This is a genomic window from Ectobacillus sp. JY-23, assembly GCF_023022965.1.
GTDB lineage: Bacteria > Bacillota > Bacilli > Bacillales > Bacillaceae_G > Ectobacillus.
In genome coordinates, this window is the sequence record NZ_CP095462.1 from 2,662,368 (window position 1) to 2,680,783 (window position 18,416).

General features: G+C 42.4%; 16 protein-coding genes, 2 tRNA genes and 2 rRNA genes. 17 read left to right on the plus strand and 3 right to left on the minus strand.

The window, feature by feature from the left end; translation table 11 throughout:
* The first annotated feature begins 4 nt into the window (after positions 1 to 4).
* The 8 genes from MUG87_RS13785 (at position 5) to tsaD (ending at position 6,089) form a co-directional block, all read left to right on the plus strand.
* Positions 5 to 2,922 (plus strand): 23S ribosomal RNA (locus tag MUG87_RS13785).
* A 44-nt stretch (positions 2,923 to 2,966) separates the two neighbouring features.
* Positions 2,967 to 3,082 (plus strand): 5S ribosomal RNA (gene rrf / locus MUG87_RS13790).
* A 26-nt stretch (positions 3,083 to 3,108) separates the two neighbouring features.
* Positions 3,109 to 3,185 (plus strand) — tRNA-Met (locus MUG87_RS13795).
* 1 nt (position 3,186) lies between these two features.
* Positions 3,187 to 3,262 (plus strand) — tRNA-Asp (locus tag MUG87_RS13800).
* Positions 3,263 to 3,471: 209 nt separating this feature from the next.
* On the plus strand, positions 3,472 to 3,945 hold the full coding sequence (gene tsaE, locus MUG87_RS13805; protein ID WP_247082865.1) for a tRNA (adenosine(37)-N6)-threonylcarbamoyltransferase complex ATPase subunit type 1 TsaE: 474 nt from the start codon (positions 3,472 to 3,474) through the stop codon (positions 3,943 to 3,945).
* Positions 3,926 to 4,615 carry a tRNA (adenosine(37)-N6)-threonylcarbamoyltransferase complex dimerization subunit type 1 TsaB gene (gene tsaB, locus MUG87_RS13810; protein ID WP_247082866.1) on the plus strand — a complete coding sequence of 230 codons (690 nt, stop codon included), beginning with the start codon at positions 3,926 to 3,928 and terminating at the stop codon, positions 4,613 to 4,615. Before tsaE ends, tsaB begins: the two co-directional genes overlap by 20 nt.
* Positions 4,616 to 4,626: 11 nt before the next feature.
* Positions 4,627 to 5,076, plus strand: a complete 450-nt coding sequence (gene rimI / locus MUG87_RS13815) for a ribosomal protein S18-alanine N-acetyltransferase (RefSeq protein WP_247082867.1) — start codon at positions 4,627 to 4,629, stop codon at positions 5,074 to 5,076.
* A complete protein-coding gene (gene tsaD, locus MUG87_RS13820) occupies positions 5,073 to 6,089 on the plus strand; it encodes a tRNA (adenosine(37)-N6)-threonylcarbamoyltransferase complex transferase subunit TsaD (RefSeq protein ID WP_247082869.1) in 1,017 nt (338 codons plus the stop codon). Before rimI ends, tsaD begins: the two co-directional genes overlap by 4 nt.
* Positions 6,090 to 6,393: 304 nt before the next feature.
* On the opposite strand, the gene MUG87_RS13825 is transcribed toward tsaD, so the two are convergent.
* Positions 6,394 to 8,316: an ABC-F family ATP-binding cassette domain-containing protein gene (locus MUG87_RS13825; RefSeq protein ID WP_247082871.1), complete on the minus strand. Its 1,923-nt coding sequence runs from the start codon at positions 8,314 to 8,316 to the stop codon at positions 6,394 to 6,396.
* Positions 8,317 to 8,594: 278 nt separating this feature from the next.
* Between MUG87_RS13825 and MUG87_RS13830 the strand changes: the two genes are divergently transcribed.
* Complete coding sequence (locus MUG87_RS13830) at positions 8,595 to 9,224, plus strand: redox-sensing transcriptional repressor Rex (protein ID WP_247082873.1); 630 nt, start codon at positions 8,595 to 8,597, stop codon at positions 9,222 to 9,224.
* 27 nt (positions 9,225 to 9,251) lie between these two features.
* Here MUG87_RS13830 and MUG87_RS13835 read toward each other — a convergent pair whose 3' ends face one another.
* Positions 9,252 to 9,437 carry a YdiK family protein gene (locus MUG87_RS13835; protein WP_124565996.1) on the minus strand — a complete coding sequence of 62 codons (186 nt, stop codon included), beginning with the start codon at positions 9,435 to 9,437 and terminating at the stop codon, positions 9,252 to 9,254.
* Between the two features lie 3 nt (positions 9,438 to 9,440).
* Positions 9,441 to 10,169 carry a CPBP family intramembrane glutamic endopeptidase gene (locus tag MUG87_RS13840; RefSeq protein WP_247082875.1) on the minus strand — a complete coding sequence of 243 codons (729 nt, stop codon included), beginning with the start codon at positions 10,167 to 10,169 and terminating at the stop codon, positions 9,441 to 9,443.
* A 396-nt stretch (positions 10,170 to 10,565) separates the two neighbouring features.
* Here MUG87_RS13840 and groES point away from each other — a divergent pair, with 396 nt between their 5' ends.
* From groES to MUG87_RS13885, 8 genes are all read left to right on the plus strand, one after another.
* Positions 10,566 to 10,850 (plus strand): co-chaperone GroES, encoded by a 285-nt coding sequence (gene groES, locus MUG87_RS13845; RefSeq protein ID WP_124565998.1) that lies wholly within the window; start codon positions 10,566 to 10,568, stop codon positions 10,848 to 10,850.
* Between the two features lie 36 nt (positions 10,851 to 10,886).
* Positions 10,887 to 12,515, plus strand: a complete 1,629-nt coding sequence (groL, locus tag MUG87_RS13850) for a chaperonin GroEL (RefSeq protein ID WP_247082877.1) — start codon at positions 10,887 to 10,889, stop codon at positions 12,513 to 12,515.
* A 444-nt stretch (positions 12,516 to 12,959) separates the two neighbouring features.
* A complete protein-coding gene (locus MUG87_RS13855; RefSeq protein WP_247082879.1) occupies positions 12,960 to 13,859 on the plus strand; it encodes a nuclease-related domain-containing protein in 900 nt (299 codons plus the stop codon).
* Positions 13,860 to 14,412: 553 nt separating this feature from the next.
* Positions 14,413 to 14,961, plus strand: coding sequence for a GNAT family N-acetyltransferase (locus MUG87_RS13865; RefSeq protein WP_247082881.1), 549 nt, complete (start codon positions 14,413 to 14,415; stop codon positions 14,959 to 14,961).
* 184 nt (positions 14,962 to 15,145) lie between these two features.
* Complete coding sequence (locus MUG87_RS13870; protein WP_247082883.1) at positions 15,146 to 15,397, plus strand: hypothetical protein; 252 nt, start codon at positions 15,146 to 15,148, stop codon at positions 15,395 to 15,397.
* A 44-nt stretch (positions 15,398 to 15,441) separates the two neighbouring features.
* Positions 15,442 to 15,648 carry a hypothetical protein gene (locus MUG87_RS13875; protein ID WP_247082885.1) on the plus strand — a complete coding sequence of 69 codons (207 nt, stop codon included), beginning with the start codon at positions 15,442 to 15,444 and terminating at the stop codon, positions 15,646 to 15,648.
* Positions 15,649 to 15,747: 99 nt separating this feature from the next.
* Positions 15,748 to 16,755, plus strand: a complete 1,008-nt coding sequence (locus tag MUG87_RS13880) for a LacI family DNA-binding transcriptional regulator (protein ID WP_247082887.1) — start codon at positions 15,748 to 15,750, stop codon at positions 16,753 to 16,755.
* A 244-nt stretch (positions 16,756 to 16,999) separates the two neighbouring features.
* Entirely contained in the window at positions 17,000 to 18,331 is a 1,332-nt protein-coding gene (locus MUG87_RS13885) for an ABC transporter substrate-binding protein (RefSeq protein ID WP_247082889.1), read from the plus strand.
* The last annotated feature ends 85 nt before the right edge of the window (positions 18,332 to 18,416 follow it).

The window sequence follows — 18,416 nt, forward strand, 5'->3', positions numbered from 1 at the left end:
TAATGGTTAAGTTAGAAAGGGCGCACGGTGGATGCCTTGGCACTAGGAGCCGATGAAGGACGGGACTAACACCGAAATGCTTCGGGAGCTGTAAGTAAGCTATGATCCGGAGATCTCCGAATGAGGAAACTCACCATTCGTAATGGAATGGTATCCTTATCTGAATACATAGGGTAAGGAAGGCAGACCCAGGGAACTGAAACATCTAAGTACCTGGAGGAAGAGAAAGCAAATGCGATTTCCCAAGTAGCGGCGAGCGAAACGGAATTAGCCCAAACCAAGAGGCTTGCCTCTTGGGGTTGTAGGACGCTCTATACGGAGTTACAAAGGAACGAGGTAGACGAAACGGTCTGGAAAGGCCTGTCATAGAAGGTAACAACCCTGTAGTTGAAACTTCGTTCCCTCTTGAGCGGATCCTGAGTACGGCGGAACACGTGAAATTCCGTCGGAATCCGGGAGGACCATCTCCCAAGGCTAAATACTCCCTAGTGACCGATAGTGAACCAGTACCGTGAGGGAAAGGTGAAAAGCACCCCGGAAGGGGAGTGAAAGAGATCCTGAAACCGTGTGCCTACAAGTAGTCAGAGCCCATTTACGGGTGATGGCGTGCCTTTTGTAGAATGAACCGGCGAGTTACGATCCCGTGCAAGGTTAAGTTGATAAGACGGAGCCGCAGCGAAAGCGAGTCTGAATAGGGCGACATAGTACGTGGTCGTAGACCCGAAACCAGGTGATCTACCCATGTCCAGGGTGAAGTTCAGGTAACACTGAATGGAGGCCCGAACCCACGCACGTTGAAAAGTGCGGGGATGAGGTGTGGGTAGCGGAGAAATTCCAATCGAACCTGGAGATAGCTGGTTCTCCCGAAATAGCTTTAGGGCTAGCCTCAAGTGTGAGAGTCTTGGAGGTAGAGCACTGATTGGACTAGGGGCCCCCCTCGGGTTACCGAATTCAGTCAAACTCCGAATGCCAATGACTTATTCCTTGGGAGTCAGACTACGAGTGATAAGATCCGTGGTCAAAAGGGAAACAGCCCAGACTGCCAGCTAAGGTCCCAAAATGTATGTTAAGTGGAAAAGGATGTGGAGTTGCTTAGACAACTAGGATGTTGGCTTAGAAGCAGCCACCATTTAAAGAGTGCGTAATAGCTCACTAGTCGAGTGACTCTGCGCCGAAAATGTACCGGGGCTAAACATACTACCGAAGCTGCAGATTGATACCAAAGGTATCAGTGGTAGGGGAGCGTTCTAAGGGCTGTGAAGTCAGACCGTAAGGACTGGTGGAGCGCTTAGAAGTGAGAATGCCGGTATGAGTAGCGAAAGATGGGTGAGAATCCCATCCACCGTATGCCTAAGGTTTCCTGAGGAAGGCTCGTCCGCTCAGGGTTAGTCAGGACCTAAGCCGAGGCCGACAGGCGTAGGCGATGGACAACAGGTTGATATTCCTGTACCACCTCTTTACCGTTTGAGCAATGGAGGGACGCAGGAGGATAGGAGATGCGCACCGCTGGTCGCGTGCGTCTAAGCAGTTAGGCTGATGAGTAGGCAAATCCGCTCATCGTAAGGCTGAGCTGTGATGGGGAAGCCCGTATGGGCGAACTCTCTGATTCCACACTGCCAAGAAAAGCTTCTAGCGAGGTAAAAGGTGCCTGTACCGCAAACCGACACAGGTAGGCGAGGAGAGAATCCTAAGGTGTGCGAGAGAACTCTGGTTAAGGAACTCGGCAAAATGACCCCGTAACTTCGGGAGAAGGGGTGCTCTCTAGCGAGAGCCGCAGTGAAAAGGCCCAAGCGACTGTTTAGCAAAAACACAGGTCTCTGCGAAGCCGCAAGGCGAAGTATAGGGGCTGACACCTGCCCGGTGCTGGAAGGTTAAGGGGAGAGGTTAGCGCAAGCGAAGCTTTGAACCGAAGCCCCAGTAAACGGCGGCCGTAACTATAACGGTCCTAAGGTAGCGAAATTCCTTGTCGGGTAAGTTCCGACCCGCACGAAAGGTGTAACGATTTGGGCACTGTCTCAACCAGAGACTCGGTGAAATTATAGTACCTGTGAAGATGCAGGTTACCCGCGACAGGACGGAAAGACCCCGTGGAGCTTTACTGTAGCCTGATATTGAATTTTGGTACAGCTTGTACAGGATAGGTAGGAGCCTATGAACCCGGAGCGCCAGCTTCGGTGGAGGCGTCGGTGGGATACTACCCTGGCTGTATTGAAGTTCTAACCCGCGCCCCTCTATCTGGGCGGGAGACAGTGTCAGGTGGGCAGTTTGACTGGGGCGGTCGCCTCCTAAAATGTAACGGAGGCGCCCAAAGGTTCCCTCAGAATGGTTGGAAATCATTCGAAGAGTGTAAAGGCATAAGGGAGCTTGACTGCGAGACCTACAAGTCGAGCAGGGACGAAAGTCGGGCTTAGTGATCCGGTGGTTCCGCATGGAAGGGCCATCGCTCAACGGATAAAAGCTACCCCGGGGATAACAGGCTTATCTCCCCCAAGAGTCCACATCGACGGGGAGGTTTGGCACCTCGATGTCGGCTCATCGCATCCTGGGGCTGTAGTCGGTCCCAAGGGTTGGGCTGTTCGCCCATTAAAGCGGTACGCGAGCTGGGTTCAGAACGTCGTGAGACAGTTCGGTCCCTATCCGTCGCGGGCGCAGGAAATTTGAGAGGAGCTGTCCTTAGTACGAGAGGACCGGGATGGACGCACCGCTGGTGTACCAGTTGTTCTGCCAAGGGCATCGCTGGGTAGCTATGTGCGGACGGGATAAGTGCTGAAAGCATCTAAGCATGAAGCCCCCCTCAAGATGAGATTTCCCATAGCGTCAAGCTAGTAAGATCCCTGAAAGATGATCAGGTTGATAGGTCAGAGGTGGAAGCGCGGCGACGTGTGGAGCTGACTGATACTAATCGATCGAGGACTTAACCAATATACACTATGTTATCCAGTTTTGAAGGAACATGCCTTCATATGTCTAGTGATGATGGCAAAGAGGTCACACCCGTTCCCATACCGAACACGGAAGTTAAGCTCTTTTGCGCCGAGGGTAGTTGGGACCTTGTCCCTGTGAGAGTAGGACGTCGCTAGGCATACCTTATATAAGGTTTTTTATCGTCGCGGGGTGGAGCAGTCCGGTAGCTCGTCGGGCTCATAACCCGAAGGTCGCAGGTTCAAATCCTGTCCCCGCAACCAAGGTCCCGTGGTGTAGCGGTTAACATGCCTGCCTGTCACGCAGGAGATCGCCGGTTCGATCCCGGTCGGGACCGCCATATTTTAAAATGAACCCTTAGGAGTGTATCCTAAGGTTTTTTTGTGCATGGATTTCGTGTACCGTATATAATAAAGTGTCTCAACTCTTTTATCTCAAGTAGGCGAACCTCCATCTTCAAGGAATGTGAAGGATGTCCCCCAATGAGTAAGTGGAGAAGTTCAGATAAACGGGCATACTATAATTATTACATAAAGTGGTGGTGATATCATGTCAGCCTATCAATGGCATACAGCCTCATCAGAGCAAACTATGCATATTGCAGCGTCTCTAGGCAAGCTGCTTAACCCGCAAGCTGTTTTGCTTCTAGAAGGAGACTTAGGTGCAGGTAAAACAACTTTTACAAAAGGGCTTGCTAAAGGACTAGACGTAAAACGTGTCGTCAACAGCCCTACCTTTACGATTATAAAAGAATACAAAGGACGTCTTCCTCTTTACCATATGGATGTATATAGATTACATGAAAGCGGAGAAGACTTAGGCTTTGATGATTATTTTTACGGAGACGGCGTTACGGTGGTAGAATGGGCACACTTAATTCAAGAATTTCTTCCGGAAGCTTATTTAAAGGTAAGTTTATTTCATCAAGGCAACGACGAAAGACATATTGTTTTTGAGCCTGTAGGAGAGCGCTATACTAGATTATGTGAGGAGCTTTTAAGCAATGAAAGTATTAGCAATTGATACGTCTAACTACACATTGGGTGTTAGCCTATTAGATGGAGAAGTTGTAGTAGGTGAATGTATAACAAATATTAAGAAAAACCATGCTGTGCGCTTGATGCCGAGCATCGAAATGCTACTACAGCAATGTGATGTAAAGGCTAAGGATTTAAATAAGATTGTTGTAGCACAAGGTCCTGGTTCATATACAGGTGTAAGAATCGGGGTAACTACCGCCAAAACATTGGCATGGTCGCTTCAGATTCCACTTTCCGGCGTTTCTAGCTTAGCAGTGTTAGCGGCAAATGGGCGAGGTTTTGACGGTTATATTTGCCCCTTGTTTGATGCAAGAAGGCAGCAGGTATTTACAGGACTGTATACATATGGACAAACATTACAAACTGTAAAACAAGATCGATTAATACTGATTCAGGATTGGTTAACTGCTATACAAGAAACGGATAAGCGTGTTTTATTTATTGGTAATGATGTGAACTTACATCGAGAAACCATTCAAGCTGCTTTGGGAGATCGTGCTGTATTTGCTGGGAGCACACTGCACAATCCACGCCCATCAGAGCTAGGACTACTTGGTTTACATGCAGAAGAAGCAGATGTGCATACATTTGTACCAAACTATCTTCGTCTCGCAGAAGCAGAGGCAACATGGCTTGCAAATCAAAATAAATAGAGGGTATGAACATGAACAAGGTGGTAACGTTTCGAAATATGGAGCTGAATGACATACCGGCAGTGGCTGCTATTGAGAATCTTTCCTTTGCAATTCCGTGGACTCCTGAAGCTTTTGAAAGAGAACTAATAGCAAATGAGTATGCATATTACATCGTTGCAGAAGAAGCAAATGAAGTCATTGGATACTGCGGGATGTGGCTGATTGTAGATGAATCTCATATTACTAATATTGCGATTCATCCCTCCTGTCGCGGCCGTAAGCTTGGTGAACAGCTATTAACATACTGTATGAATCAAGCGCGTCTAAGGGGAGCGAAAACTATGACCCTGGAGGTTAGGGTATCCAATGAAGCTGCACAAAATTTATATCGTAAACTCGGCTTTTTAAATGGTGGTATTCGAAAGCGATATTACACTGATAACTATGAGGATGCTCTTGTAATGTGGGTGAATTTATGAAAAAAGACATATTGGTAATGGGTATTGAAACAAGCTGCGATGAAACAGCAGTGGCTATCGTAAAAAACGGAACAGAAATTATATCTAACATTGTATCATCTCAAATTGAAAGTCATAAGCGCTTTGGAGGGGTTGTTCCTGAAATTGCGTCACGTCATCATGTAGAGCAAATTACGATTGTCTTAGAGGAAGCACTAGAACAGGCTGGTGTAACACTTGCTGACTTAAGCGCCATTGCTGTAACGGAAGGTCCTGGTTTAGTAGGAGCGCTGTTAATTGGTGTACAAGCAGCCAAGGCAATTGCGTTTGCACATGATATTCCGCTTGTGGGTGTTCATCATATTGCGGGACATATCTACGCGAACCGCCTCGTGCAAGAGATGAAATTTCCTTTACTTTCCTTGGTGGTTTCAGGCGGTCATACAGAGCTTGTGTATATGGAAAAACACGGCTCATTTGAAGTAATTGGTGAAACGCGTGATGATGCGGCAGGAGAAGCGTACGATAAAGTAGCAAGAACATTATCTCTCCCATATCCGGGCGGTCCTCATATTGATCGTCTTGCACATGAAGGAGAGCCAACTCTTGATTTACCACGCGCATGGCTCGAGCCAGACTCATACGATTTTAGTTTTAGTGGATTAAAATCAGCAGTTATCAACACTGTGCATAACGCGGCGCAGCGCGGCGAGACTATCGCGCCGGAAACGCTCGCAGCAAGCTTTCAGGCAAGTGTTGTAGATGTATTAGTAACAAAAACCCTGCGTGCGGCAAAACAATATGAAGTAAAACAGGTTCTTCTTGCAGGAGGCGTTGCGGCCAATAAAGGACTTCGAAATGCGTTAGAGGAAGCGTTTACTGCCGAGCCGATAGAGCTTGTAATTCCACCGTTATCCTTATGTACAGATAATGCCGCGATGATTGCTGCTGCAGGTACAATTGCTTATGAGAAGGGGAAACGAGCAACGATGTCATTAAATGCACAGCCAGGGCTAGATTTAGAAGCACAGTAAAACCTGTGGAAAAACTGTGTATAAGTTGTGTGTTTTGTTGATAAATTGTAATTTGTTGTGAATAAAATTACAATTCATATGGGATAAATCTTAAATTTATATGTGAATACTTTTGTGGATAATGTGGAAAAGTCTGTTTTTAGGCGCAATATCTACTTGTATTATGTGTATAAATCTGTGAGTAATGTGAAAAAGTCAGTGTTATTAACACTGACTTTTTGTATGATGGCGCCGCTAAAGCGTTTTACAGGAGTCTCAACCGGTATTCCAATCAATAAGTATTCATTAGCAAAAGCGGACTATATTATATTTGCAGTTGCTCCCATTCCGTCATGGCTGCTTCTAGTTGTGTTTGCATAACTTCCTTATCTGTATTAATCTGCTGTACCTTTTCGTAATCCTGGTATACCTCTGGTAAGCAGAGCAACTCTTCTAGTTCTGCAATTTTCTCTTCTAAGTTCATGATGAGCTCTTCCAGCTCTTCAAGTCTTCTAGCTTTTTGCCGTTCTAGCTTTTTACGTTCTTTATCTTCCTGATAAGAAGTTTTTTCTACAGGTTGTTCAGCTGAAGGTGTGTATGCTACCTCTTGCTGTAAACGAGCGCGTTCTAGGGCCTCAGCCTTTTTATCCACATAATAATCATAATCCCCTAAATATTCAACAGCTCCGATAGGTGACAATTCAATAATCTTAGTTGCAATTCGATTAATAAAATAACGATCATGCGAAACGAATAAAATAGTCCCTGGATAATCCACAAGTGCATTTTCTAATATTTCTTTGCTGCTTAAATCAAGGTGGTTGGTCGGTTCGTCAAGAATTAGAACGTTGCACTTTTTCATCATGAGCTTTGCCAATGCGAGGCGAGCCTTTTGCCCGCCGCTTAATGAGGCTACCGGCTTTAACACATCGTCCCCTGAAAACAAGAAGTTCCCTAGTACAGTACGTATTTCCTTTTCCGGCTGCAGTGGAAACTCATCCCATAGCTCATCTAGGACACGCTTAGAGGAAGTAAGCTCAGCCTGTTGCTGATCATAATAGCCGATGGATACATTAGATCCATAGGAAATAGTCCCGCTGATAGGATCAAGCTTTTGTGTGAGTGCTTTTAGAAGTGTTGACTTCCCGATTCCATTTGGACCTACTAAAGCGGCGCTGTCTCCTCGTGTAAGCAGCAAGGTAATATTTTGAATCACCGTGTTTCCATTGTAACCAACCGCTACATCTTTTACTTGCAGCACATCATTGCCGCTCTGGCGTTCAATGTCAAAGTGGAAAGAAGCAGATTTTTCATCGCCCAGAGGCTTATCTAATACTTCCATTCGTTCTAGTTGCTTTCGTCGACTTTGGGCGCGCTTTGTAGTAGAGGCCCTGGCAATATTTCGCTGCACGAAGTCTTGCAGTTTGGCAATCTCATCTTGCTGCTTTTCAAAACGTTTCATTTCAGACTCGTACCAAGCCGCTTTTTGTTCTAAGTATTTGCTGTAATTTCCTACGTACCGTTTGCTTTGTGTGTTAGAGATTTCATATACTTGTGTGACGATACGATCTAAGAAGTAACGGTCATGTGAAACGATTAAAATTGCACCTGGGTAGCCTTGGAGATATTGCTCAAGCCAAGAAAGTGTTTCAATATCCAAATGATTGGTCGGCTCGTCCAAAATGAGAAGATCAGGCTTTGTTAATAACATTTTACCGAGTGCAAGGCGTGTTTTTTGCCCACCGCTCAACGTTGAGATGCTGATGCTATGTGTTTCCTGAGGAAAGCCAAGTCCTGTTAAAATAGAGCGAATATCGGCTTCGTATTGATAACCGCCTTGATCTTTATAATCTTGCTGCAACCGATCATACTCAGCCAACAGTTTTTCATAGCGGACGGTATCTGTAAAAATTTCTTCCTGGCCCATCAGCTGCTCTAGCTTTCGGAGAGATTGTTCCATATACTGCAGATGCGCAAATACAGTACGCATTTCTTCTCCTATTGTAGCCGACGTTTCTAGGCCGGTATTTTGTGCTAAATATCCAATTGTCACATCTTTTGATTTAATAATTTCGCCGCTGGTATATGACATTTCACCTGCAATAATCTTTAATAAAGTTGATTTGCCCGCACCATTTCGTCCTACCAAAGCGACGCGCTCTCGCGATTGTACCTCGAGCTTGATATTAGATAAAACAATGTCCGCACCAAATGACTTTGTTAATCCGTTTACCTGTAATAAAATCATTCCATCTCACCTCAAATTTTCTGGAAACTTATATTTTTCAACTATGTCGAAGATAGTGTATAGTTAAAATAGTTATAGTGCGTTCTATACAATATAAATAGAAACAGCAAATGTTGTAGAGAAAGGCTCTATTAACATGCATGGGTGTCTCGATATGCATATCAGATATAGTCTACCATACTGCATTGGATACCTATATCTCATTATACAGGGAAACTTCTCAATCAATAGGATTGTAGCCCATCTTGATTCATATAAATAGAAAAGGGGTGCAAATAATGGACCAACCTAAAATCCCGCATGCAACTGCCAAGCGGCTGCCATTATATTATCGCTTCATTAAAAACTTATCTCTATCAGGAAAGCAACGCGTTTCATCTGCTGAGCTTAGTGAAGCTGTAAAAGTAGATTCGGCTACGATTCGAAGAGACTTTTCCTACTTTGGTGCACTCGGGAAAAAAGGATATGGGTATAACGTAAACTATCTTCTTTCTTTCTTTAGCCAAACATTAGATCAAGAGGATATCACGCGTGTAGCCTTAATCGGGGTAGGAAATTTAGGAACCGCTTTCTTACATTATAACTTTACAAAGAACAATAACACAAAAATTGAAATTGCGTTCGATGTGGATGAAAATAAAGTCGGCAAACAAATTGGTGAAATTCCTGTCTATCATTTAGATCATCTCGAGACAAAGCTGCCTGATAACGTCAAAGTGGCTATTCTAACAGTTCCTGCAGGAGTCGCGCAATCTGTTGCTGACAGGCTTGCCAAGACAGGCATTGAAGGTATTCTAAATTTTACACCAGCACGTATTGATGTACCGGCACATATCCGCATTCATCATATTGATTTAGCCGTAGAGCTGCAAACGCTCGTTTACTTTTTGAAGAACTATCCAAAATAAAAGCTCCGCGCGTAGTGCGCAGAGCTTTTATTTTTTGCGGCTCATATAAATAACTAGCCGAAGAGCAAGGCCAAAGTCAAATGTAGCCATTGCCACAAGTAATAGTGTGTAAAAGTTCCAAATTGTATCTTGTACGCTTGTAACAGCTAAATATGTAAAGATGCTGCCTAATATAAAGTACAAAGTTGCCATAAACAAAGGTGATCGTTGCATCTTTTAAAATCCTCCAAAAATAAATTGCATCTTCTCTGCTTCGCGCATAATGCGCTCTAAATTGTCCTTAAACACAATATTAATCAATACTACAATTGTATTCATCATCACGTGCGCCGCAATCGGTACGATAATGCGCTTCGTATGTGCGTACAAGAAGGCAAATACCAATCCCATCGCTGTATAAATTAATAGGTGAGAAAACTCCCCATGCACGGCAGCGAATATGAGCGAGCTGATAATTGCTGCGATAAAAAAGTTAAATCGTTTATAGAGTGCACCAAAGAGTATCTTTCTAAAAACAATCTCTTCTAAAATCGGTGCAATAATGGATGTAACAATAATAAACCAAGGTGTTAGCTCGGCAATTTCGACCAGAGCCTTTGTGTTATCTGAACCGGGCTCAATTCCTAATAAGTTCATCTCAATAGTTGCCGCCACAATCTGTGCGGTATAAGCCAAAAATACGCCCAAGACCATCCACATAAAGGTTTTCCCGGGTGCCGCCTTTTCATGACGCGGGAAGTCAGGATCATTTTTTACGAGTAAAACAATAATAAGTAAAGCTACCGCAAAGCTAATAATACCCCAGTGTCCGACAAGCATTTGTAGCTTTGTATTACCTGTGTAGCGGTCATATTGACCAGTCATTTCCAAAAGGGGAATACCGACAATACTTGAAAATTGCATAAGTACATATGTAAAAATAACCCACCAATAACGTTTCTTCAATGATTATGTCTCCTTTTCTTTCTTAAATTTGCTCGTTTTAAAAGGACATTTGCTTTTTTTAGAGAAATGAACGTGTGGTATGTATTTTATTGTAACACAGCAGCTAAAAAAATAACGAAAAGAATGTCTCGAATGGTTTTGGATATACTATAACGGGTTCAAAATACAGCACGTGTTTTTAAATGGAAGAGAAGAACGGGCAATATAAGTTGTTAGGGGGAACGGGACTTTACACGCTTCTATTAAAAAAGAAATAACAGCTGGTCGTGTGAAAAAAATTGTATGTTTTTACTTGCAAAACAAAATCAGATTCATTATTATAATAAGTGTATTAGCACTCAATGATATCGAGTGCTAATAATCAGAATCTACATATGAATTGAGGAGGTTATTTTCATGCTAAAGCCATTAGGTGATCGCGTTGTAATTGAGCTTGTTCAAGCAGAAGAAAAAACTGCAAGCGGTATCGTTTTACCGGACACTGCAAAGGAAAAGCCGCAAGAAGGCAAGGTAGTGGCAGTTGGCACAGGACGCGTGCTTGAAAATGGAGAGCGCGTAGCTTTAGAAGTAGCTGTGGGTGACCGTATTATCTTCTCAAAGTATTCCGGTACAGAAGTAAAATACGAAGGTTCCGAATACTTAATCTTACGTGAAAGTGACATTTTGGCTATCGTAGGCTAATTTATAAATACCAAAAAACCAGGGAGGTAATGAAACATGGCAAAGGATATTAAGTTCAGTGAAGATGCTCGTCGTGCAATGCTTCGCGGGGTAGATACTCTTGCAAATGCAGTAAAGGTTACACTTGGTCCTAAAGGACGTAATGTTGTACTAGAGAAGAAGTTTGGTTCTCCTCTTATTACAAATGACGGTGTCACAATTGCAAAAGAAATCGAACTTGAAGATGCATTCGAAAACATGGGCGCAAAGCTTGTTGCAGAAGTTGCTAGCAAAACAAACGATGTAGCTGGTGATGGTACAACAACTGCAACTGTACTTGCACAAGCAATGATTCGTGAAGGCTTGAAAAACGTAACAGCTGGCGCAAACCCAATGGGTCTTCGCAAAGGTATCGAAAAAGCTGTAGTAGCAGCTGTGGAAGAATTAAAAGCAATCTCTAAGCCAATTGAAGGCAAAGCTTCTATCGCACAAGTAGCAGCAATCTCTGCGGCTGACGAAGAAGTAGGTCAATTGATTGCAGAAGCAATGGAGCGTGTTGGTAACGATGGTGTTATCACACTAGAAGAATCCAAAGGCTTCACAACTGAGCTTGACGTTGTAGAAGGTATGCAATTCGATCGTGGATATGCATCTCCATATATGATTACAAACTCTGACAAAATGGAAGCAGTTCTTGACAATGCATACGTTCTTATCACAGATAAGAAGGTTGCAAGCATTCAAGAAATCCTTCCAGTACTAGAGCAAGTGGTACAACAAGGCCGCCCTCTATTAATCATTGCTGAGGATGTAGAAGGTGAAGCATTAGCTACACTAGTAGTGAACAAGCTTCGCGGTACATTCAACGTAGTTGCTGTTAAAGCACCAGGCTTCGGTGACCGTCGTAAAGCAATGCTTGAAGATATCGCAGCTCTTACAGGTGGCGAAGTGATTACAGAAGAGCTTGGCCGTGACCTAAAATCTGCAACTCTTAACTCTCTTGGCCGCGCTGCTAAGATCGTGGTTACAAAAGAAAACACAACAATTGTTGAAGGTGCTGGAAGCGCTGATGCAATTGAAGCTCGCATTAACCAAATCCGTTCTCAATTAGAAGAAACAACTTCTGAATTTGATCGTGAAAAATTACAAGAGCGCCTTGCGAAATTAGCTGGCGGCGTAGCGGTAATTAAAGTTGGTGCTGCGACTGAAACAGAACTAAAAGAGCGCAAGCTTCGCATCGAAGACGCATTGAACTCTACTCGTGCAGCGGTTGAAGAAGGTATCGTTGCAGGTGGTGGTACTGCGCTTATGAACGTATACAACAAAGTTGCTTCTATCGAAGCTACTGGCGACGAGGCAACAGGTGTGAACATCGTATTGCGCGCACTTGAAGAGCCAGTTCGTCAAATCGCAATCAACGCTGGTCTAGAAGGATCTGTTGTTGTTGAGCGCCTAAAACACGAAGCAGTTGGCACAGGCTTCAACGCTGCAACTGGCGAGTGGGTAAACATGCTTGAGTCTGGTATCGTAGACCCAACAAAAGTAACTCGTTCCGCACTTCAAAACGCAGCATCCGTAGCGGCTATGTTCCTAACTACAGAAGCTGTAGTAGCTGACAAGCCAGAGCCAAACGCTCCTGCAATGCCTGACATGGGCGGCATGGGTGGAATGGGCGGCATGATGTAAGGCATTTAGCCTTATATCCGCAGCTTGTTGCATAAACCCTCACTTAGAGATTACTCTGAGTGAGGGTTTTTTAGGTTCAGGTTTATTAGTTGTTCCGCATGATCGTCTCGTGAGGCAGTAGAGAGTGAAGGTTGAGTTTAAGTGTCCCGCAAGAGCATGTTGCGGAGCAGGAGAGAAGGGAAAAGTGGGATTAGGTGTCCCACAAGAGCGTGTCGCGGGGCACGAGAGAAAGAAAAAGAGAGGTTAGGTGTCCCACAAGAGCGTGTCGTGGGACACGAGAGACCGGAAATTCAGAGTTAGGTGACCTGCAAGAGTGCCTTGCAGGTCACAAAGAGACTGGGAAGTAACCAACTAATAAATAAAAGTACTTTCTAAAATAAAGGAAATTGCTTTTTGTGTATCGAATCTACCATGCGTATACTCAAAAAAGAGGAGTGGTGTATATTGATTTTAAAACAGAGGGGTATTCCACGAAATCTTAAGTTTGCATCATCGCTATATGCTAGAAGAGAACTGACGGAGGAAGAAGGAAGGACATACCGTGCATATCGAAAGGGGTTTGAAGGAGAGAAACAATTCGATGATTGGATTAATCCGGTTGCAGAGAATGCAGTAGTTTTGCCTGATTTACTGCTTGAGCATTTGAATTCTGTTTTTCAAATTGATTCCCTGTTTATACAGAGAAATACGATTCATCTGTTTGAGGTGAAAAACCTAGAGAACGAGTATTACATTGAAGGAGAAATCTGGTTCTCTGGGTCTCAGCAAGAGATAAATAATCCAATCAATCAACTTCGAAAAACCACCTCGCAATTTAAACGATTACTACAGCAACACCGACTTACCTATCACGTGGAACCCCATTTAATCTTTATCAATCCTACATTTATACTGTATGGAGCTCCGAAAAATACTCCCATTACCATGTATCCACAACTTCCTAAATTACTTCAAAAACTTGCAATGCCAGCACAAATAACAAATCAGGAATTAGAGCTTGGAAACAAGTTAATTGAAATTCATGAAAACACAAAGACGATAATTTCAGCTCCAGATTACACGTATGACAAGTTAGACAAGGGACTAGTCTGTCCCGAGTGTTGTAAATTATATCCGATATCACTGGGCAGGTACGTAACGTGTGCAACTTGCGGACATAGAGAAGAAAAGTCACTTGCTATCGAGCGTGCAGTGGATGAGTTTATGTTTCTGTTTCCAAACGAGAAGGTGACAAACCGTCGGATGAGGGAGTGGTGTGGAATCAATTCAAAGAGAGTTATCCGCAATGTGCTAGATAGAAAGCTAACTTTGCAACCTTTAAACAAATATGCGTTTTATTCTTAATACTGGTATAATTCTAGGCTCGCGGATCACGAGAGAGAGAAAACCTGAGGTGAGGTGTCCCGCAAGAACGCCTCGCGGACCACGAGAGAGAGAAAACCTGAGGTGAGGTGTCCCGCAAGAGCGTGTCGTGGACCACGAGAGAGAGAAAACCTAAGGTTAGGTGCCCCGCAAGATTGTTAATCCCTGCAATTTACATTCGTACAAATATAAAAGACACCGCCCCATTATAAATGTCAACTAGATTATGTATAAAACCACTCATATTCTTTCAGGATCAGACATGTTTACAGTTGGTGATGTAAAATACGATCAAGAAGGGCATTTGCTAACTTGAGTTCTTGAAATACCTCATCATCCTAAGATTTGAAATTAGTTGTAAAGATTGCGATTAAATGTATATTTTTAGTAATTTTAATGGTATATTTTAGGGGGTGTAGACTTTTTTAACAAATATTTAAGGAATGAAAATTTTAGATAATACATTACTTACTCTAAAAAAGGTAGTGGTAAATACTAGCAGCGTAACTGCAATATATAGTTCGGAGGTATAGCTATGTTTATTGATGCAAAAATTGAAACAGAGCGTCTTATTTTGAGACCATACATACAGGAGGATGCTGAAGCTATATTTAGTATGGCTACAGAACCAGAGCATTTTAAATACCAGCCCGATAACCCGCCCAGATCAATGGAAGATATTGATAGATTAATAAAATGGTCTCAAGAATGTAACAAACAAAATACACCTAATAAGATAGAAAAGTTTAACCTGGCGATTATATTAAAAAAGACTGAAGAATTCGTGGGTGTAGCAGGATTGGGCCCTCATGATATTTTACGTGAAGAAACAGAATTGTATTATGCATTAGCGAAAAAATTCCAAGGAAAAGGAATCGCAAAGGAAGCGGCTAAAGCAGTTTTTGAGTATGGTATTAATGTAATTGGGTTAGATAGAATTATTGCTACGGTTCACCCTGATAACATAGGTTCTGTCAAGATAATTGAAGCATTGCCAATGAAATTAGTAAAAGTATTAGACGGACTTGCAGGTGAGGATGAAGGTTATAACGGCTATAATTTGTATGAATATGTAGCTGAATAAAGTGATGAAGCTGTTTACTCTAGAAAGGAGATCTCCTTTAAACAGAGGGTAGTTGAAAAATATTATTTTACATCACATGTGTTAATTATCTGAATTCTAAAAAAAAGAATACAAAAAGAGAAATTCCGCTTGTACAGTGTAAGTTACCATACCAAATGCAGTGTTCAATCAGTTATTTTCCGTTATGATTGCCTACGTATTACTGAAATTTCTTTACGTACCGGAGTACATTGATTATGACCAAGTGGATTTGCAGCCACTAAAGAATGGAGATTTTTCTGCGGGAATGGACGCATGGGGTTCTTATATTCATTATGATGCTGCGGCGACTTTTTCTGCGCAAAATAAGGAGCTGCAGGTGCAAATACAGCGTCCTGGTAATGAACGATGGAGCGTTTTGGTAGAGCAGGGAAACATGAATTTTACAAAGGTGTAACCTATGTGTTGTCCTTTGATGCGCGTTCGACAGTAGCATGAGATATGGAGGTCACGATAGAGAATACAGGCTACTATCGTTATCTCAGTCAAAAGGTCTCTCTTCAAAACGAAATGAATTCGTACCGCTTTGAATGGGTCATGAGCGCGAACGACACAGGCGCACTTAAGTTTCTTCTAGGGAAAATGGCAGAAGCACATGATATTACGATTGATAATGTTGTTCTTGCAGTAAAGCATACCGGTGAGTAATCGTAGATTTTATGTGAAAAAAGAGTTTGCATCTATCTTAAATTAGGCATATAATAAAAATCGAAAGCGCTTTCGATTTTAAGATGAGGTGAAACACCTTTGGTAACGATTTATGATATTGCAAAAAAAACAGGTTTTTCTGTCACAACAGTTTCAAAGGCTTTAAATAATTATGCTGATGTGAGTGAGAAAACAAAAAAACTTATACTAGAAGCTGTTGAGGAAATGAATTACTTTCCCAACTCTTCGGCAAGAACATTGACAACAAAGAAATCGTGGACAATCGGCGTTATTTTCATTGAGTCTCTTGGAATTGGGATTAAGCATCCTTTTTTTAATGAAGTCATTGAGAGCTTCAAGCAGTCTGTAGAGATGTATGAATATGACCTGCTTTTTGTATCACGTAATTTGTACAACAGTAAAAAGAGTTATTTAGATCATTTTCGCTACCGTGGTGTGGATGGTGTAGTAGTCGTTTGTTCGAATGTCGATGATCAGCAGGTGAAAGAACTTATGAACGATTCTATTCCGAGTGTTGTAATCGACTTAAACAGCGAAACGTCGAGTGTTGTGTTTTCTGATAATCGCTTAGGAAGTAAAATGGCTGTTGATTACCTGTACTCACTGGGGCACACGAGAATTGCGCATATTGCGGGACATAGAAAAACATTCGCAGGTCAGCAACGCTTACAAGGCTACGTAGATAGTATGAAAAGCTTGTCATTAGACATAACAGAGGATTATATTGTTGATGGAGATTATTTCTCTCACGAAGGCGGATATCGCGCAATGGAACAACTACTGACTTTAGCAACGCCACCTACGGCTATTTACACAGCAAGCGATAGTTTAGCGATAGGAGCAATTGAAGCGATTAGAAATCGCGGGTACAGTGTTCCAGACGACTTCTCCATTATTGGTTTTGATGACATTGCGCTTGCTCGTTATATGAACCCAAAGCTAACAACGATTAAGCAAAATACGCATATCATTGGGCAAAAGGCAGCGGAATTGCTTCTTAAGCAAATTAATACCAAAGAGAAGTTGATTGAGCAAGTTCAGATACCAGTAGAACTAGTCGTTCGAGAGAGCTGTAAAGAGCTGTGATGCAGACTTGTTTTCCAAGAGTGACCACCTTGGGATGAATGGAAGCTTACCTATAAAGTTTCTGTTCACGCAAAAACGAAACCGCTTTCGTGTTAATGAAATCTCTTTAGATATTGTTGGGAGAAAGAAATGCACTTTCGGTAGATAGAAACTTTTATATGTAAGTTTCTATTTAAGCAAAAACGAAACCGCTTTCGAAAAAAACAAATATGAAATTATATTAAATTGGGATGGAGGTATTTTGATGAAAAAGTTACTTAGTGTAATGTCAGTCTTTACATTAACGGCAGGATTATTCGCTGGTTGTTCCAGCAGTGAAACGAAATCCGAAAAAGGAAATAAAGATGATAAAGTGTTAAAGATTTGGTCTTTTACAGATGAGTTGAAAAAAGAGAATGCCATTAAAACGTTTGAAGAAAAGCATGGTGTAAAAGTCGAGTTAACGATTGTTCCAATTGCTGACTATCCTACAAAGCTAAAGCCAGTGCTTGAAAGTGGTGTAGGTGCGCCGGATGTATTCACGGGTGAGATTGCTTTCTTAAAACAGTGGACAGAGCGTGATTATTGGGAAAACCTATCGAAAGAGCCGTATAACGTAGACGAATGGGAAAAAGATTACACACCTTATGTATTTAATTTAGGAAAAGATGCAAAAGGAAATGTGAAAGCGGTATCTTGGCAAACAACGCCGGGAGGTATTTTCTATCGTCGCAGCATTGCAAAACAGGTGCTAGGTACTGACGATCCAGCAAAAGTCGGCGAAATGATGAGCACTTGGGACGGGCTGTTTGCTGTAGGTGAAAAGTTAAAGCAGCAAAACTATCGCTTATTCCCGGATGAAGGAGCTATTCGCTGGTTTGCAAGAGGTGTAGACTCTCAGCCGTGGGTAAATGAAAAAAATGAGCTTATCATGACTGAAGCAAAATTGAATTACTTTGATCAAGCAAAAACGCTTCGTGATAAGGATTACACAGCATTTGCACCTGAATGGTCTCCTTCTTGGTTTGCGGCGATGGATGGCCCGGTTGCTTATAACGGCGGCTGGGAAGAAGTAAAGAAAGATACAAAAGATAAAACAGAAGTATTTGCATATGCGTTACCAACATGGGGCTTACACAGTGTATTGAAAGCGAATGCGAAAAACACAGCTGGTGATTGGGCTGTAACAACAGGTCCAAATCCATATTTCTGGGGCGGTACATGGTTAGGAATCTACAAGAATTCTAAGAAGAAAGATCTAGCATTTGAGTTTGTAAAAATGATGACGCATGACGAAGAGTTCTTAACAAATTGGGCGAAGCAAACAGGCGATGTTCTTTCTTACACACCGGTAACTTCTAAAATCAAAGATAACTTTAGTGAGCCGTTCCTTGGTGGACAAAATAACTATACGTTCTTCTTGAATCAGTCTGAAAAAATTGATGCGAAAGCGGTTACGAAATACGATCAAGAAATTGATACGTTATTTGGTGCACAAGTTACGGAATATGTAGAAGGTAAGAAGACGAAAGAGAAAGCGTTGCAAGATTTCTACAAAGCTGTTAAGAATGCTTATCCAAACATTAAAACACCGTAACTGATAAGAGAGTACAATAATAAATGGGGATAGATAAACAATTGCAATCTGTCCCTATTTATGTAAGAAAAAGGAAGGAGTTCAA

Excerpts from the sequence above, each read along its gene's own strand:
- groL (WP_247082877.1), top strand. The coding sequence starts at position 10,887 with ATGGCAAAGGATATTAAGTTCAGTGAAGATGCTCGTCGTGCAATGCTT.
- MUG87_RS13830 (WP_247082873.1), top strand. The coding sequence starts at position 8,595 with ATGGACCAACCTAAAATCCCGCATGCAACTGCCAAGCGGCTGCCATTA.
- MUG87_RS13885 (WP_247082889.1), top strand. The coding sequence starts at position 17,000 with ATGAAAAAGTTACTTAGTGTAATGTCAGTCTTTACATTAACGGCAGGA.
- groES (WP_124565998.1), top strand. The coding sequence starts at position 10,566 with ATGCTAAAGCCATTAGGTGATCGCGTTGTAATTGAGCTTGTTCAAGCA.
- MUG87_RS13870 (WP_247082883.1), top strand. The coding sequence starts at position 15,146 with ATGATTGCCTACGTATTACTGAAATTTCTTTACGTACCGGAGTACATT.
- MUG87_RS13835 (WP_124565996.1), bottom strand. The coding sequence starts at position 9,437 with ATGCAACGATCACCTTTGTTTATGGCAACTTTGTACTTTATATTAGGC.
- tsaD (WP_247082869.1), top strand. The coding sequence starts at position 5,073 with ATGAAAAAAGACATATTGGTAATGGGTATTGAAACAAGCTGCGATGAA.
- MUG87_RS13825 (WP_247082871.1), bottom strand. The coding sequence starts at position 8,316 with ATGATTTTATTACAGGTAAACGGATTAACAAAGTCATTTGGTGCGGAC.
- MUG87_RS13865 (WP_247082881.1), top strand. The coding sequence starts at position 14,413 with ATGTTTATTGATGCAAAAATTGAAACAGAGCGTCTTATTTTGAGACCA.
- tsaB (WP_247082866.1), top strand. The coding sequence starts at position 3,926 with ATGAAAGTATTAGCAATTGATACGTCTAACTACACATTGGGTGTTAGC.
- MUG87_RS13875 (WP_247082885.1), top strand. The coding sequence starts at position 15,442 with ATGGAGGTCACGATAGAGAATACAGGCTACTATCGTTATCTCAGTCAA.
- tsaE (WP_247082865.1), top strand. The coding sequence starts at position 3,472 with ATGTCAGCCTATCAATGGCATACAGCCTCATCAGAGCAAACTATGCAT.
- rimI (WP_247082867.1), top strand. The coding sequence starts at position 4,627 with ATGAACAAGGTGGTAACGTTTCGAAATATGGAGCTGAATGACATACCG.